The sequence below is a fragment of the Priestia sp. KCTC 13724 genome, from assembly GCF_056820425.1.
In genome coordinates this window covers 1-15,752 of the sequence record NZ_JBXDLD010000099.1, presented here as the reverse complement: position 1 = coordinate 15,752, position 15,752 = coordinate 1, and the positions used below count along the sequence as shown (strand labels likewise).

12 protein-coding genes are annotated in these 15,752 nt (G+C 39.0%); 10 read left to right on the top strand and 2 right to left on the bottom strand.

Features of this window, described 5'->3' with window-relative positions; all coding sequences use genetic code 11:
• Nucleotides 1–68: 68 nt before the first annotated feature.
• Nucleotides 69–443 carry a DUF4183 domain-containing protein gene (locus tag AC1UFB_RS14025; protein ID WP_100347501.1) on the bottom strand — a complete coding sequence of 125 codons (375 nt, stop codon included), beginning with the start codon at nucleotides 441–443 and terminating at the stop codon, nucleotides 69–71.
• A gap of 222 nt (nucleotides 444–665) precedes the next feature.
• On the opposite strand from AC1UFB_RS14025, the gene AC1UFB_RS14020 reads away from it, so the two are divergent.
• Nucleotides 666–4,838, top strand: a complete 4,173-nt coding sequence (locus AC1UFB_RS14020; RefSeq protein WP_326046356.1) for a C39 family peptidase — start codon at nucleotides 666–668, stop codon at nucleotides 4,836–4,838.
• A 42-nt stretch (nucleotides 4,839–4,880) separates the two neighbouring features.
• On the opposite strand, the gene AC1UFB_RS14015 is transcribed toward AC1UFB_RS14020, so the two are convergent.
• Entirely contained in the window at nucleotides 4,881–6,176 is a 1,296-nt protein-coding gene (locus tag AC1UFB_RS14015; protein WP_025908197.1) for a purine/pyrimidine permease, read from the bottom strand.
• Between the two features lie 320 nt (nucleotides 6,177–6,496).
• Between AC1UFB_RS14015 and AC1UFB_RS14010 the strand changes: the two genes are divergently transcribed.
• The 9 genes from AC1UFB_RS14010 (at nucleotide 6,497) to AC1UFB_RS13970 (ending at nucleotide 15,642) form a co-directional block, all read left to right on the top strand.
• The gene (locus tag AC1UFB_RS14010) at nucleotides 6,497–7,321 is read left to right on the top strand and encodes a M55 family metallopeptidase (protein ID WP_025908196.1); all 825 of its coding nucleotides are present in this window, start codon (nucleotides 6,497–6,499) and stop codon (nucleotides 7,319–7,321) included.
• A gap of 15 nt (nucleotides 7,322–7,336) precedes the next feature.
• Nucleotides 7,337–8,266: an ABC transporter permease gene (locus AC1UFB_RS14005; protein WP_025908195.1), complete on the top strand. Its 930-nt coding sequence runs from the start codon at nucleotides 7,337–7,339 to the stop codon at nucleotides 8,264–8,266.
• A gap of 2 nt (nucleotides 8,267–8,268) precedes the next feature.
• On the top strand, nucleotides 8,269–9,213 hold the full coding sequence (locus AC1UFB_RS14000) for an ABC transporter permease (protein WP_412760527.1): 945 nt from the start codon (nucleotides 8,269–8,271) through the stop codon (nucleotides 9,211–9,213).
• Nucleotides 9,214–9,220: 7 nt separating this feature from the next.
• A complete protein-coding gene (locus AC1UFB_RS13995; RefSeq protein ID WP_025908193.1) occupies nucleotides 9,221–10,219 on the top strand; it encodes an ABC transporter ATP-binding protein in 999 nt (332 codons plus the stop codon).
• Nucleotides 10,220–10,262: 43 nt separating this feature from the next.
• Nucleotides 10,263–11,882, top strand: a complete 1,620-nt coding sequence (locus tag AC1UFB_RS13990) for a peptide ABC transporter substrate-binding protein (RefSeq protein WP_025908192.1) — start codon at nucleotides 10,263–10,265, stop codon at nucleotides 11,880–11,882.
• A gap of 102 nt (nucleotides 11,883–11,984) precedes the next feature.
• A complete protein-coding gene (locus AC1UFB_RS13985) occupies nucleotides 11,985–12,911 on the top strand; it encodes a S66 peptidase family protein (protein ID WP_025908191.1) in 927 nt (308 codons plus the stop codon).
• Nucleotides 12,912–12,928: 17 nt separating this feature from the next.
• Nucleotides 12,929–13,837, top strand: a complete 909-nt coding sequence (locus AC1UFB_RS13980; protein ID WP_062687183.1) for a C40 family peptidase — start codon at nucleotides 12,929–12,931, stop codon at nucleotides 13,835–13,837.
• Nucleotides 13,838–13,849: 12 nt separating this feature from the next.
• Nucleotides 13,850–14,860 carry an ABC transporter ATP-binding protein gene (locus tag AC1UFB_RS13975; RefSeq protein WP_025908189.1) on the top strand — a complete coding sequence of 337 codons (1,011 nt, stop codon included), beginning with the start codon at nucleotides 13,850–13,852 and terminating at the stop codon, nucleotides 14,858–14,860.
• Nucleotides 14,861–14,922: 62 nt separating this feature from the next.
• A complete protein-coding gene (locus AC1UFB_RS13970; protein WP_340842580.1) occupies nucleotides 14,923–15,642 on the top strand; it encodes a serine hydrolase in 720 nt (239 codons plus the stop codon).
• Nucleotides 15,643–15,752 lie beyond the last annotated feature (110 nt).

The following is a 15,752-nucleotide window of genomic DNA, read 5'->3' as shown; positions in this document are numbered from 1 at the left end:
AAAAAAAGGAAAAAAAGGAAAAATAATAAAACAGAAAATTCAGTTAAAATTTATGCGACGCTAGTGATTTAAGCTAAATAAATTGTAATAAACTGGAGTGGAATTAATGTGTTCTCGGAAGGGACATCTGTCGACAAAAGCTCAAGTATACCTTCATCCACTTTGTAAATTGCAGGAGGTTGAAGCATTCCGTTTACAAATAAATTAGTATAGGAAACCGAATCAGGGCTCAATATGCCGCTGTTTCCGTAGCCTGGCAATTGGTCTTTATTTGTAAAGATGCGCTGTTGTCCATCTGCTCTGGCATAATAATAACCGATATTTGTTTTGGCGATTTTTAAAGGTGGCAAAGAGAACTTGGTTGAAAGCTTTATCGAACGTGTCGTCCAGTCAGTAACTTGTTTAGCTCTTATTGAATGAGAACTTTTATTGTTTTTTTTCATAGTTATACACCTCGCTTTTTACGCGTTCTTCTTATATTAAATCTGCTTTTTATACAATATTAATTTTCTGATAAAAAGTCCCTAATATTAGATAGTTTATGGTGTTAATTACCTTGTTAATAAATAATTGTCTAACAGTAGAAACGTTGATATGATAAGAGTTAAGTGACCATTAGAGCTGTTAAAAGATGTGGTTGCGGAATAGATGAGGTGGCTAGAATGATGAAGATTACAGTAAAAGAATTGAAAAATTATGTAGAAGAGCATCGGATTGTTGATGGACTTCAATCTGTGCGCTTAGAATTAGAACAGCTTGAAAAGGCACCCTCACACCTTACTCTAAGGAAAAAGCTTGCTGAGTTTCAATCGAGCGATGATTTATACGAGCTCATTCGTCTATTAGATGACGGGTTAATGTATCGATATAGTAGCGTGGTTACTCGATACGCTTATCGCCATTTTGGCACATTTCAAATGGCTGTCTTTTTATATGATGAATTTGTTCGTGAAGGAAAGACGCTACAAGCAAAGCGAGAATTGGATTTATTATTAAAAACTACAGATTTAAATACAGTTACACCAAAACAAATTGAAACGGCTTACTTCCTAATGGTACGTATTCTGTTAGAAATTAAGCGGTTTGATGAAGCGAAACAATGGATGCAAAAAGTCGAGCAATACAACGAAACCGAAATGTTTGATAAATGGGGCTATTTTTATATTCAAACGGGCGAATGGGAAAAAGCAGAATATTATTTAAGCGAGGGTATCGGTGAAAATAAAAAATCTGATATGTGCTTTTTATTTTTGGCGGACCTATACGCTGCAAAAGGTGAGCATGATAAAGCTTTACATACGATTAATGAAGCTTTGAGCATGTATCCTCAGCTACCTGCATTATATATGGAGAAAGTTAGAAAACTAAAAGATTTACAGTGCTATGAGGAGCTTCTTGAGGCTGTTAATGACTTGGAACAAATACTCATTACAAAAGAGTATCATTCTTATTTTACACAGCTCAAAGCAGAAGCCTATTTTTATTTAAAAAATGCAAGCAAGCTACAGGTATTAGTAGAGCAAGAAGAGAGTTTGAAAAATACGCCGTACGCAAAATTAATGAATGATGGACAAGCTGTGAAGTTACCCATTAAACCTATTATTCAAAAAGATAACTACTGCGTTCCGGCAAGCTTAAGCATGATTCTTAGCTTATTTAACCAACCCAAGACACAAGATGAAATTGCTGAACATATTTATAGCCAACTTGGTTCAAAACTTTCAACCGCGGTGGAGTATACGGAAAGTCTAGGCTATAGCTGTCGTTTTTTCACAGGGACTATAGAGACGTATAAGCAACTGCTTCATAACGGTACACCAATACTTGTTAGCGTAGAATTTGAGCATGCTTCACATGTTCAAGTGGTATATGGTTATAATGATCAGCTACAGGCTTTCTATGTACAGGATCCTAATTTTTTAAATCCTCAGCTGGTTGAGTATAGTGAGTTTGAACGAGCTTACGTAAACTCAGGCTATTTATCAATTGCTATTTGTAAAGAAGAAGCAGGACTTGCGTTTCTTTCAGAGCGTGATCACTATTTTTTTAAAGAATTATATCGCATAACAGAGCTAGTTGAGCAGGATGAAGAGCGTTATATTCAACAGCTAATAGCGCTTCTAGAGTCACATGGAGATATTCCTTTTTCTCCTTTGTTTGGCATTAAGCACATTTTTCGAGAGGATAGTCGTCAAGTTACGTTCGAGTGGTTACACAAACTGCTTACTACGTATCCAAACAATGACTATATTAGGCTACACACAGCTTATGCGTTTTTCCGAACGGGTGAAAAACAAAAAGCAGGTGAGCTCTTGCAACAAGTTAAAGAAAAACGAACGAGTTCATTTTATTATTACTTAAAAGGTAGGCTTCATTTTGAAGATGATCAGTATACGCAGGCAATTACGTATTTTCAGCGGTCATTGCAGCTAGATATTGAGCAGCATCTTGTACTGAGCTATTTAGCTCTTGCATATTTCTATAAAGACGATGTTGATTACGCTTTTGAACTGTCTCACACTTCACTAAGCTTTTATGATGAAGAGCCATTTTCAAAAGTTAATCATGCACTGATTTTAAATGACCTCGGAAAGACTCAAGAAGCTCGAACTATTTTCGATGAGTTATTGCGTCATGATCGCACAGACGCATTTCTATGGTATGAACGCGCTAAGTGTGATCAGCGCTTAGAAAAAGGACAAAAAGCTTATCGAGGCTTTATGGTAGCAAAGCACCTGCAGCCTGATATGCTTTACCCGTACATTTCGTTAGCAGATTGGTATCAACATGAAAAAGACGATTCGTTAAAAGCTGAGACTATTTTATGTGAAGGAATTAAGCAAGTCGAAAGCAACGAAACGCTCTCACGTCTTCTTGGAGATCTCTATATTGAAAACAAAGAATATGAAAAAGCAATTCAGCTCTTTGCAAATGCTGATACGCCAATGCTTCAAAATGGCCTTGCTTATGCTTATCTGCAAGCTGGCCGTTTATCGGGAGCCTTAAAGCTGTATGAACAAGCTTTAATAGCTGAAGAGTACGATCAAGATGCTTATTTAGACGCTGGGAATGCGTTGGTACATTTTTGCAAAGAAAACGGCCTTCAAGAGGGGATAGAGGTTGGAATCTCTCTCATTGAAAAAGGTCTTGCTGGCCTAGAGACGGATTTAGATCAAGCTTTAGAATCGTATGTTGGATTTATGAATGATTTTGATCAATTAGAACGAGGAGTTACCTTCTTAAAACAAGAATGGAAAATGAATCCAAAAGAAATTCTTTATGGATGCTATGCTGGCGTACTGTTAGAAGAAGAGAAGCGATATGATGAAGCGATAGCTCTTTATGAAGAGACGCTGAGAGTTGAACCAAATGGCTTTTCATACTATCGATTAGGTGAAGTTTACAAAGAGATGGATTTAGTTGGAAAAGCTAAAGAAGCGTATGAGCTAAGCGTGTATTATGATCGTCGAAACAGCGGTGCGTATGAGAACTTAATACTAATTGCTCGAATGGAAGAAGATGAAGCAGCAGAAAGAGATTACCTATATACCGTACTGCAATTCGATCCATTAGATGTGAATATGGAGCGTTTATCACATTTGTGTAAGACAGAATCCGACTATGCAGAGCTCATTAACTATTTAGAAACCGTTGACACACCTTCACTTCAAGGATGGGTTATGGATAGTTTAGCTTATGTATATGGTGCGAAAGGTGATAAAGACCAAGAGGAAAAGTGCTTGTTAAAAGCGCTAGAGATGAGTCCAAATCAACAAGCCGTACAGCACCACTATGCAAATTGGTGTATTCAACAAGGAAATCTTAAAGAAGCGAAGTTGGTTATGCTAACCCTCATTAAAGAAAACGTGGAAGAAGAGCTGTTTTATGCAACGTGGCTGGAATGCTTCCCATCCCGAAAAGAACTTTTGACACTGTCTACTCATTTAAAGAAACTAAATGTCCCAAAGGAAGAAAAGGCATTTATCTATATGAATACAGCGGTCGCGCTGCAAGCAGTAGTCGAAGAATTTAATGATATAGAAGAGGAAAGCGCATTTCTAAAGCGTACGATTAAAAAGTTTAAAGAAAAAGCAACAATGATTGCACTTTTCGGTATGATCATTGAATTACATGAAACGGCTATAAAGTTAGATCGTACAAATGTACAAGCCGTGCATGCGCTAGCAAGCTTTTATGAAGAAAGGCAGATGGAAGACGAAGCTATTGCTTTGTTAGAGAGAAAGTTAAAAGAAACGGAAGACCTTAGTATTGGACATCATTTAATGCATATTATCATCAATCTCGATCATGATGATGAGAGCATAAAAAAAGGCTTATTTTTTCTCGAATTTTTATTAGATATAGAGCCTTACAACTTTGATTTCTTATTATATCAAGCGATTCTACTCGGTGAGCAAGGAAGTGAAGTAGAAGCGGAGGAAAAGTTTAAACAACTTTTAAAGCAGCAAAAATATGATCCCAACGTTTATGCTGGATTAGGAAAGTTATATAATCGAATAGAACGTTATGATGAAGCCATTGGCATTTTCAATGAAGGAATTGAAAATGGCCAAACGAACACCTTGCTGTATGTAGAACTTGGTATTGCCTATCATTTAACGGGGCAGACACAAGTTGCAGCGGAGCTTATGGCAAAGCGATTAGAGGAAGAAGATGACCTGTTTATTCGCTACAATTTAGCTTGTTACCTAGCGAGTATAGGAGATATAAAACAAGCGGAACAAGAGCTTCACCTTGTATTGGAACAAGATGAAAGCGGCCAGTTTTATGAGATGGCAAAAGGAGACGAAGATCTTCGTTTGCTACGTGTTAAGTAAATAAAAAAAGTGCTTTGCAGCTACATATGCAAAGCACTTTTTTTATTGGCTGCTTTTCTTAGAAAGGCGGCGTTCTTGAAAAGATGAGTACACTTCGATAACAAGAATAATGAGCGTACCTAACACCAAACCGTTGCTCAAGAATGTCGTTACCAGTGGAGGCAGTGTAGAAAAAGCTTCCGAAGGTAAGAACATAACTCCAATTCCTGCGAATAGAGGAATTCCAGCTTTTTTCATGGCTTGATAAGGAGCAGATGTATTGGAAAACTCATGCATGCCTAATGCAATCATGCTCGCAAAGACAGGGAAAATAGCAGCATAGCCCACGGCTGTTGGTAAGCTAGACATAATGGAAGTGAGCGGAGTAAAAATGCTCACAAATAATAATAAGAACGACGCTACGATAAACGGTAAACGACTGTATATACCAGTTGCTGAAATAAAGCCTCCAGACCCCGAAATTGGAACTGCCCCGACACCAGAGAAAACGCCTCCAAGTAATTGACTAATGCCTGAAGCAATGCCTGATTGTTTGATATAGCTTCCTTTTGTTTTTGTCCCGTTACGTTCATAAACAAATTCAACGACGCGTATGGAAGCGAGCATGTTTGTAATTAAGATAAGCGTAACAAAGAAAGCAGTTGTTACCATGCTCCATGCTATTTTTGGGGGGCCAAAAGCAAACGGTTCAGGGATATAAAAGAGGTTGGGTTGAAACGTAATTTGATCCGTTAAGTTTAAAAGAGCGAACAGTCCCCAACCAATGCCGATGCTTGCAATAATACTAAACTTGTTAAGTAGCGGATGTGACAGCATATAAAAAGCCAATAGTAAAATAGCAGCTGAAGCTAACGCGACTGGAAGTTTAATAGTAGGGTTATCGCTTGTTACGCCAAGCATCCCTTTTAAAAATGAACCGCTTAGCTGTGCTACTAGTAAAATTAAATAAGTACCCGTTACGGTTGGGGTAAAATATTTTGCTAGCTTATCAATAAGGCCAAAAGCACTCATTAATAAAGCAATAATCCCGCTTGTAATCATCGTGAATTGTAAAACCTGAAGCGTTTCCGTTCCCGAACCAAATAAAACTGTTCCTAAGCCGGCATAAAGGGAAAATACGCCCCACCAAACGCCAGCTGGGCCTTCCATAATCGGTAATCGATGTCCGATGAAGATTTGAAGTAAGCCTGATGCTCCAAGAATGAAAAGCGTCCGCTGTAAAAATTCAATGGATTCTGTTGGTGAAAGGTTGAATTGAGAAGCGATGACAATTGGAACGATAATGCTATTAGAAATCATAAATAAAAACCATTGTAAAGAAGCAATGGACGTACGAATCATAGTATGCACCTCATGTTTAATCTGTCTAAATCTAGTTTGTTTTAGCTAGTAACTTTTTACATTTTACCACGAAATTGTTGTTTTGAAAGCGATATCTCTATATTAATCTAGAAAACAAATGCTGTAGGTATATCGACGTAGGTAAAGAAACGGTGCAAAAATTGACGAAATATGTAGGGTGAATAGAGAGATAGACAGAAATAAACAATTTATTCCAAAAACAATAAATATTATATTGAAAAAATCGAATAAATATTTTATAATTTTCTTAATATTTACTACAATTAACTCTTTTAAACAAAGAAGGGAGTGTAAAGATGAAGCTATACGTATCTATTGATATGGAAGGAATTACTGGTCTCGTGGATCAAAGCAACGTCTTTTTACAAGAAGCAAACTATGAGCGCAGTAGGCGCATTATGACGCAAGAAGCCAATGCTGTCATCACAGCTGCTTTAAAAAGCCGATGTACAGAAGTGGTTGTAAACGATAGCCACTCAAGTATGAATAACCTGTTAGTTGAAGACCTACATCCTGAAGCCGTTTTAATTTCAGGAAGCGTTAAGCCATATTCAATGGTTCAAGGTCTTGATGATTCATTTGCTGGAGCTATGTTTATTGGATACCATTCACGCGCTGGAATGCCTGGTGTTATGTCACATGCTATGACTTTCGGAGTGCGAAATATGTATATAAACGACGTAGCCGTTGGTGAGCTCGGATTTAATGCTTACGTCGCAGGATATTATGAAGTGCCCATCTTACTTGTAGCAGGAGATGATTATACAACCACCGAAGCGACATCACTCATTCCAAACATTACGACAGCAATTGTTAAAAAAGCCATTTCTCGTTCTGCAGCACAAACACTTACTCCTAAGAAAGCAGAACAATTACTTCAAGAAAAAGTTGAAATTGCCATTCAAAATAAACACTTAGTCAACCCTTTATTACCACCAACCCAACCAACCTTGAGAATCGAATTTAATAATTATGGTCAAGCGGAATGGGCCAATTTAATGCCAGGTACAAAAATTGAGCCTAATTCAACAACCGTTAGCTTTCAAGCGAAAGATATTTTAGAAGCATATCAAGCGATGCTTGTTATGACAGAACTTGCGATGCGAACTACATTTTGTTAGAAAGTGTGATTAAAAATGAAGACATACATAGTGAAGCGGTTTATTTCAATGATTATCACATTGTGGGTCATTGTAACATTAACCTTCTTTTTAATGAATGCTATACCAGGTTCACCTTTTAACGAAGAGCGAGCTACGAGTGAAGCTGTACAAGAAAATCTAGAGTCGTACTATCACTTAAATGAGCCATTAATTGTCCAGTATTTTATGTACATAAAATCCATTGTTACGTTTGATTTTGGACCATCAATTAAGCAGCCGTCTCAAACAGTAAATGATTTGCTGGGGCGCGGGTTTCCCGTTTCTTTTGAACTTGGAATGGTCACTTTACTTGTAGCTGTATTTTCAGGTATTGCGCTTGGAATTGTAGCTGCACTACGCCGCAATGGAATTGTCGATTATTTAGCTATGACGATTGCTGTTATCGGAATCTCGATTCCCAACTTCGTTATGGCAACGCTGCTTATTCAAAAGCTAGCCGTTGATTGGGCGATTTTGCCGGCTGCTACATGGACGAGCCCGAAGCATATGATTTTACCAACGCTTGCTCTTGCGACGGGGCCAATAGCTATTATCGCGCGCTTGACCCGTGCAAGTATGATTGAAGTGTTAACACAAGACTATATCCGAACAGCAAGAGCTAAAGGGCTTTCCCCCTATAAGATTGTATTTAAGCATGCTTTGCGAAACGCGTTGCTTCCTGTTGTAACGGTGTTGGGAACAATTGCTGCTAGCGTACTGACAGGGACGTTTGTTATTGAACAGATTTTTGCTATACCTGGTATGGGAAAATACTTTGTTGACAGTATAAACACGCGTGATTATCCGGTCATTATGGGAACGACAGTGTTTTATAGCGCCATTTTAATTTTTATGCTGTTTTTAGTAGACATTGCCTATGGCATTTTAGATCCAAGAATTAAACTACATCGAAAGGAAGGATGAGCATGAGTGATTTGAAAGCACAAGAGCCAGTAAACATTCCTGATGAATGGTTTGTACCAAAGCAAAAAGATCGCACCGAGGCTGAAGCTGTTGTGCGTCCTAGCTTGTCTTATTGGCATGATGCATGGCTACGATTAGTGAAAAACAAGCTAGCAATGCTAGGTTTAATCTTTTTAGTTTTATTAGTCATCATGGCCATTATGGGACCGATGATTTCTCCCCACAGCGTCACGCAAACGGTATTTGCGAATCAAAATCAGCCACCTTCAAAAGAACACTGGTTTGGAACAGATGATTTAGGACGGGATGTCTTTACTCGAACGTGGTATGGAGCAAGAATTTCATTATTCGTTGGAGTAATGGCTGCTTTAATTGATTTTATAATCGGCGTTATTTATGGAGGAGTTGCTGGCTACAAAGGCGGTCGCACAGATAACGTGATGATGCGTATTGTTGAAGTCCTATATGGTCTTCCTTACTTGCTAGTCGTCATCTTGCTAATGGTGGTGATGGGACCTGGTTTATCAACCATCATCCTTGCACTTTCCGTGACAGGGTGGATTGGAATGGCCCGAATTGTCCGAGGGCAGGTTCTGCAAATAAAAAACTATGAATTTGTGCTTGCTTCCAAAACATTTGGCACAAAAACAGCCAGAATTATTAAGAAAAATTTGTTACCTAATACAATGGGACCCATTATTGTTCAAATGACATTAACGGTTCCAACAGCTATCTTTGCTGAAGCGTTTTTAAGCTTTTTAGGATTAGGTGTTCAAGCGCCTTTTGCCAGCTGGGGGGTAATGGCAAACGACGGTTTATCTTCTATTTTATCTGGCTATTGGTGGCGCTTATTTTTCCCGGCTTTCTTTATTTCCATCACCATGTTTGCATTTAACGTGCTAGGGGACGGTTTACAAGATGCTCTTGATCCAAAGTTAAGGAGGTAGAAGCGCAGTGGAAAAAGTTTTAGAAGTTCAAGATTTAACTGTGAAATTCGCTACATATGGCGGTGAGGTCCAAGCGGTTAGAGGCGTGTCGTTTGATTTATATAAAGGCGAAACGCTCGCGATTGTAGGCGAGTCAGGATGTGGGAAAAGCGTAACTTCTCAAAGCATTATGAGGTTGATTCCAAATCCTCCAGGAAAGATTACAAGAGGATCAATCTTATTTAAGGGAAGGGATTTAGCAAAGCTTTCTGAAAAGGCAATGAGAAAGATACGCGGCGCAGATATCTCAATGATTTTCCAAGATCCAATGACTGCATTGAACCCAACAATTACGGTAGGGCAACAAATTGCAGAAAGCATGATGCAGCATGAAAATATTACAAAAGAAGCAGCAAATAAAAAAGCACTAGACATGCTTAATTTAGTTGGAATTCCAAATCCAAAAGAGCGTTTGAAACAATATCCTCATGAATTTAGCGGAGGTATGAGACAGCGGATTGTCATTGCCATGGCTCTTGTATGTGAACCGGAAGTACTCATTGCCGATGAACCGACAACGGCTTTAGACGTAACGATTCAAGCTCAAATTTTAGAGCTTTTTAAAGAGGTTCAAGCAAAAACAGGTGTATCCATTATTTTGATTACGCATGATTTAGGAGTTGTGGCCCAAGTCGCAGACCGAATAGCCGTCATGTATGCAGGTAAAATCGTTGAAGCAGGAAAGCGGAGAGGTATTTTTTATCAACCGCAGCATCCTTATACAAAAGGTCTCTTACAGTCTGTGCCACGCCTCGATTTGAGTGGTGGAGACCTCGTGCCAATTGCGGGTTCGCCGCCAGACTTATTTGCACCTCCTATTGGATGCTCATTTGCTGCTAGGTGTCCTTACGCAATGGAAGTGTGTGATCGCGTGTATCCTGGTGAAATTTTGTTTCGGAATGAGCATTCAGTCAGCTGTTGGCTGCAAGATGAAAGAGCCAAAAAACTAGTATCTACTATAAGCTAGCCTTATAGATACATAAATAGGTAAAGAGAACAGGGGGAACAAGATGAAACGAATTATGTCTGTCGTGATGATGTCTATTTTAGTATTTGCGCTTGCTGCCTGTACGGCAACAAGCGATTCAGGTGCCGAGCCTGAAGGTGGTAATAAGAAGGAAGATGGTAAAGTATTGTATATGAATAACCGTGCAGAACCAACTTCTTTTGATCCACCAATTGGTTTTGACTCGTACTCTTGGCAAATGTTAAACAACTTAATGGAAGGCTTAACAAGATTAGGGCAAGAGCATGAACCAGAAGCAGCAATCGCTGAGAAATGGGATGTATCAGAAGATGGTAAAGTTTATACATTTCATATTCGTGAAGATGCAAAGTGGTCGAATGGTGATGACGTAACGGCAGGAGACTTTGAATTTGCATGGAAACGATTATTAAACCCTGAAACAGGCTCTCGAGCTGCTTTCCTAGGCTATTTTATTGAAGGTGGAGAAGAGTTTAATACAGGAAAAGGAAAAGCTGAGGACGTAAAAGTAAAAGCAGTAGAGGATAAGACGTTTGAAGTAACGTTAAAGAGTCCACAAGCGTACTTTTTAAGCGTCATTGCAAATCCTGCATTTTTCCCAATCAATGAAAAAGTAGCAACGGAAAACCCTAAGTGGTTTGCTGAAGCGAAAAGTTTCGTTGGAAATGGTCCATTTAAGCTGACAGAGTGGAAGCATAACAGCAATATCGTTATGGAGCGAAACGATCAGTATTGGGATGCGAAAAGTGTGAAGTTAGATAAAGTTAACTGGGCAATGGTGGAAAATACAAATACAGAATATCAAATGTACCAAAACGGTGAGCTTGATGTATCTGAAATTCCAGCGGATTTAAGTGATCAGTTGTTAAAAGATGATAGTCTAGACATTAAAGATCAAGCAGGTGTTTATTTCTATCGTCTTAATCTAGATCAAGAGCCGTTCCAAAATGTCAATATTCGTAAGGCGTTTGCTTTAGCTGTGGATCAAGACCAAATTGTTAACTATGTAACGAAAAACAAAGAAGAGCCGGCTTATGGCTTTGTATCGAAAGGGTTTAATGATGCTAACGGCTCTGATTTCCGTGAAACAAGCGGTGATCTTGTCAAAACAGATGTGAAACAAGCAAAAGAGCTTTTAGAAAAAGGAATGAAAGAAGAAGGATACGATAAGCTACCTCAAGTCACGCTAACTTATAGCACAGATGATACGCATAAGAAAATTGCTGAAGCACTGCAACAAATGTTTAAAGAAAATTTAGGTGTTGATGTGAAGCTTGCGAACATGGAGTGGAACGTATTCCAAGAAGAGCAAAAAGCACTGAAATTCCAATTATCTCGTAGTTCGTTTTTAGCTGACTACGCAGATCCAATCAATTTCTTAGAAAACTTCCAAACAGGCCATTCAATGAACCGTACGGCTTGGAGTAATGAAAAATATGATCAATTAATTCAACAAGCAAAGAATGAAGCTGATGAAAAGAAACGATTTGAGCTAATGTATGAAGCTGAAAAACTATTATTTGATGAAATGCCAATTATCCCAATTCACTTCTATAACTACGTATTTTTGACAAACGAAAACGTATCTGGAATTGTTCGTCATCCAGTTGGTTACTTAGAGTTAAAATGGGCGGATAAAAAATAAACATCGTTCATAAAGTAGTGAATAAGCAGGCTGTGCAAAATGGGAGCAATTTCTCTATTTCGCACAGCCTCTTCATTACATAAAGGGAAAGGGTGCTTTTAAATGATGAAACCTTCTGCTTTAAAAAAAGGAGATATCGTCGGCGTTGTATCACCAGCTAGCCCACCAAAAGAACAGCAGTTAAAAAAGGGAATTGCGTACCTAGAAAGCTTAGGACTTCAGGTTCAAGTTGGAAAATCAGTTTATGAAAAAAACGGCTACCTTGCAGGAACAGATGAACAGCGTGCAGGGGATATTAATGCTTTTTTTGCTACTCCAAACGTCAAGGGGATTATTTGTGCTTGCGGTGGTTACGGAACGGCTAGAATGGCAGATTTACTAGATTATGAGCTCATTAAAGACAATCCAAAGATATTCTGGGGCTATAGCGATATTACATTTTTACATACGGCTATTTCTCAAAAAACAGGACTCATTACGTTTCACGGGCCAATGCTGTCATCTGATATCGGAAAAGATGATGTAAAAGAACAAACAAAGCAGTCTTTTCAACAGCTTTTTACCCCTCGGCCAACATATTATACTGACCAAATTACCCCGCTCCAGATTATCGAACAGGGGGAGGTAAGCGGCCAGCTAATTGGTGGCAACCTGACGTTATTAGCAAGTTCACTCGGTACAGAGTTTGAAGTGGATACAAAGGGCAAGATTTTATTTATTGAAGATATTGAAGAAGAGCCGTACAGCATTGACAGGATGATGACGCAGTTAAAGCTTGCTGGGAAATTTGAAGACGCAGCAGGCATTATGCTTTGCGATTTTCATAAGTGTGAACCGTTAAAAAAAGAAAACTCTTTATCATTAGAAGAAGCTTTATTACAGCCGTTAAAAGGTTTGAAAAAGCCGATTATGAAAGGGTTCTTAATCGGACACTGCTCGCCACAAATTGCGGTGCCTGTTGGGGCGTATGCAACAATGTCAACCTATGAACGAATGGTAGAGTTAGAAGCCGGCGTGAAAGTAGATTAATAAAGGGAGAGGATACAATGGATGCTAAGAGATACGTTGTCACAGTGTCAGTTGCAACGGTGTGGACATCTACAGAATCACCTCGCAGCCTTGATAAGGTCGCACTAGAAGCACCTGTTGATATAGAAGAGTGGTTATATCGTTTAACGTATGAAAAACGTCTCGCTTTATGCAACGAAAACCTTGTCCAAACGCAGCTTTTATTTGGTGAAAAGGTCGAGGTTATTAAGCAGGAGGGAGATTGGTGCTACGTCCTTATTCCAAGTCAGCCTTCTAAAAAGAATGATGCAGGGTATCCTGGTTGGGTTCCCGCAAGTCAATTAAAGTCAGTAGAGGTACAAAAACAAGACTCATATGCTCAGGTAGTGGCCAAAAAAACGCTTTTAGTAATTAATAATCAAACAGAGCTGATGCTTAGCTATCGAACGACTTTACCTGTGATTCAACACCTAAACGAACATGTTGAAGTAGAGACGCCGCTTGGAAAAGGTCTCCTCCTGACTAAGGATGTTAATGTAGTTCAAGCTGATACAGAACAGCATCCAACAAAATCGGGAGAGCATCTCGTGTTGGAGGGAAAGCGATTTCTAGACCTTCCCTACTTATGGGGAGGAATGAGCTCATATGGCTTTGACTGTTCAGGCTTTACCTACTCCCTTCATAAAGCGAATGGATATACGATTCCTCGCGATGCAAGCGACCAGGCTATAAGTGGCAAAGGGGTTGCATATGAAGAAATGAAGCCAGGAGATTTATTATTCTTTGCTTACGAACAAGGAAAGGGTTTTGTACATCATGTGGCTATGTACTATGGAAATGGTCAAATCATTCATTCGCCGAAAACGGGTAAAACTGTTGAGGTTATTCCTATTAAAGGAATGGAATACGAAGATGAAATTTGCGCAATACGTCGCTACTGGACATAAGGAGGAAATGAAATGACAAAGAAACAGCCTATTCTCGAAGTGAAAAATATGACAAAGTACTTTCCTGTTGCTAAAAATAAAGAATTAAAGGCTGTAGATAATGTTTCGTTTTCCATTCAAAAAGGTGAAACGTTTGGATTAGTAGGAGAGTCTGGATGCGGAAAGTCAACGACAGGACGGACGATTATTGGTCTTTATCAGAAAACGAGCGGTGAAGTACTTTATAAAGGGAAAGATGTGCATAAACTATCTGAAAAAGAGAAATTTACGTTTCAGCGAAATATGCAAATGATTTTTCAAGATCCGTATGCGTCCTTAAACCCAAGGTCTACAGTAAGGGAAATCATTTCAGAGCCCATGGAGGTTCACGGGTTATATTCTAATAAAAAAGAGCGCTTAGAGCGCGTTTATGAACTTTTAGAAGATGTTGGTTTGAATCGTGATCATGCCAATCGCTATCCTCATGAATTTAGTGGGGGGCAACGTCAAAGAATTGGCATTGCACGGGCTTTAGCTCTAAACCCCGAATGTATTATTGCAGATGAGCCCATTTCCGCTTTGGACGTATCGGTTCAGGCTCAGGTTGTTAATTTACTGAAGAAATTGCAGGAAGAAAAAGGGCTTACGTATTTATTTATTGCTCATGACTTGTCAATGGTTAAGCATATTAGCAACCGTATTGGCGTTATGTATTTAGGTCATCTCGTTGAACTGACAACAAGTAATTCATTATATAACAAACCATTACACCCTTATACAAAAGCCCTTTTATCCGCCATTCCAATACCAGACCCTGATATTGAAGATGCGCGCGAACGCATTGTACTACAAGGAGAGCTACCAAGCCCAATTGATCCGCCATCTGGATGCGTATTTCGAACGCGATGTCAGTTTGCGATGGATGCGTGTGCAAATATGAAACCGGAGTGGCAGGAGGTTGGAGAGAATCATTTTGTGGCGTGTCACCTTTATAACGAAGGGATTGTAGATTTAACCTCTGAAATTGCAGCAAGCAAACTATGAGTCTAGTGGAAGAAAAAATTCGTTTTACCGTTCGGCAATGGTCGTCCATGTATAGGGGGAGAGTGAGCTATCTCTTTGAAACTCCTGAAGAAAGGATCGAGCAAGGAGCGACAAACGTGTATCCGTCTGCTAGTACTATTAAGCTGCTCATTGCAGTTGAAGCGTGTCGCCAAATTGATTCCGGCGTTATTTTAGTTCAGCAGACCATCGCTGTTAAACAATCGGATCTTGTAGGAGGAGATGGAATCTTACATGTGTATCCCTACTTATCGACCGTTACAGTGAAAGAGCTAGTTTTGTTGATGCTCATTCTTTCTGATAATACAGCTACAAATATGTTAATTGCCCTTTTGGGACAAGACCGCATACAAGCTTGTATTAATGATTTAGGGTTAGAAAACACCCAGCTCAATCGTCAGATGATGGATGCTCAAGCGGCTGTGGAAGGAAGAGATAACGTCATAACAGCAGCGGACTTACTTACATGTCTGAAAGTACTCTATAGAGAGGACGTTCTTTCTAAAGATTCGCGTGACTTTTTAAAAGAAAGCTTACTTAACCAGCGAATGCGGGATAAACTACCTTCTATGCTGAATGAAGAGTGTTTTATTTTAAATAAACCTGGACATTTGCGCGGAATAACGCACGATTGCGGTGTGCTGTTTACGCATCATAAAAGGTGCTATGCTGTGGTATTAATTGATGGACTTGAACATAACGAGTATGGACGGAGGCTAATTGCAGATCTCGGTCGGATTATTAGCGAAGTGCTTACTCAATAAATTGTATAATCATTCATCCTATACAAACTTTCACAGATTTTTTCACTAGTGTTGCATAAATGTTGACGCAATTTTCAGTTTAATGTTTTTTCCTGTTTAGAGCCAAAAAA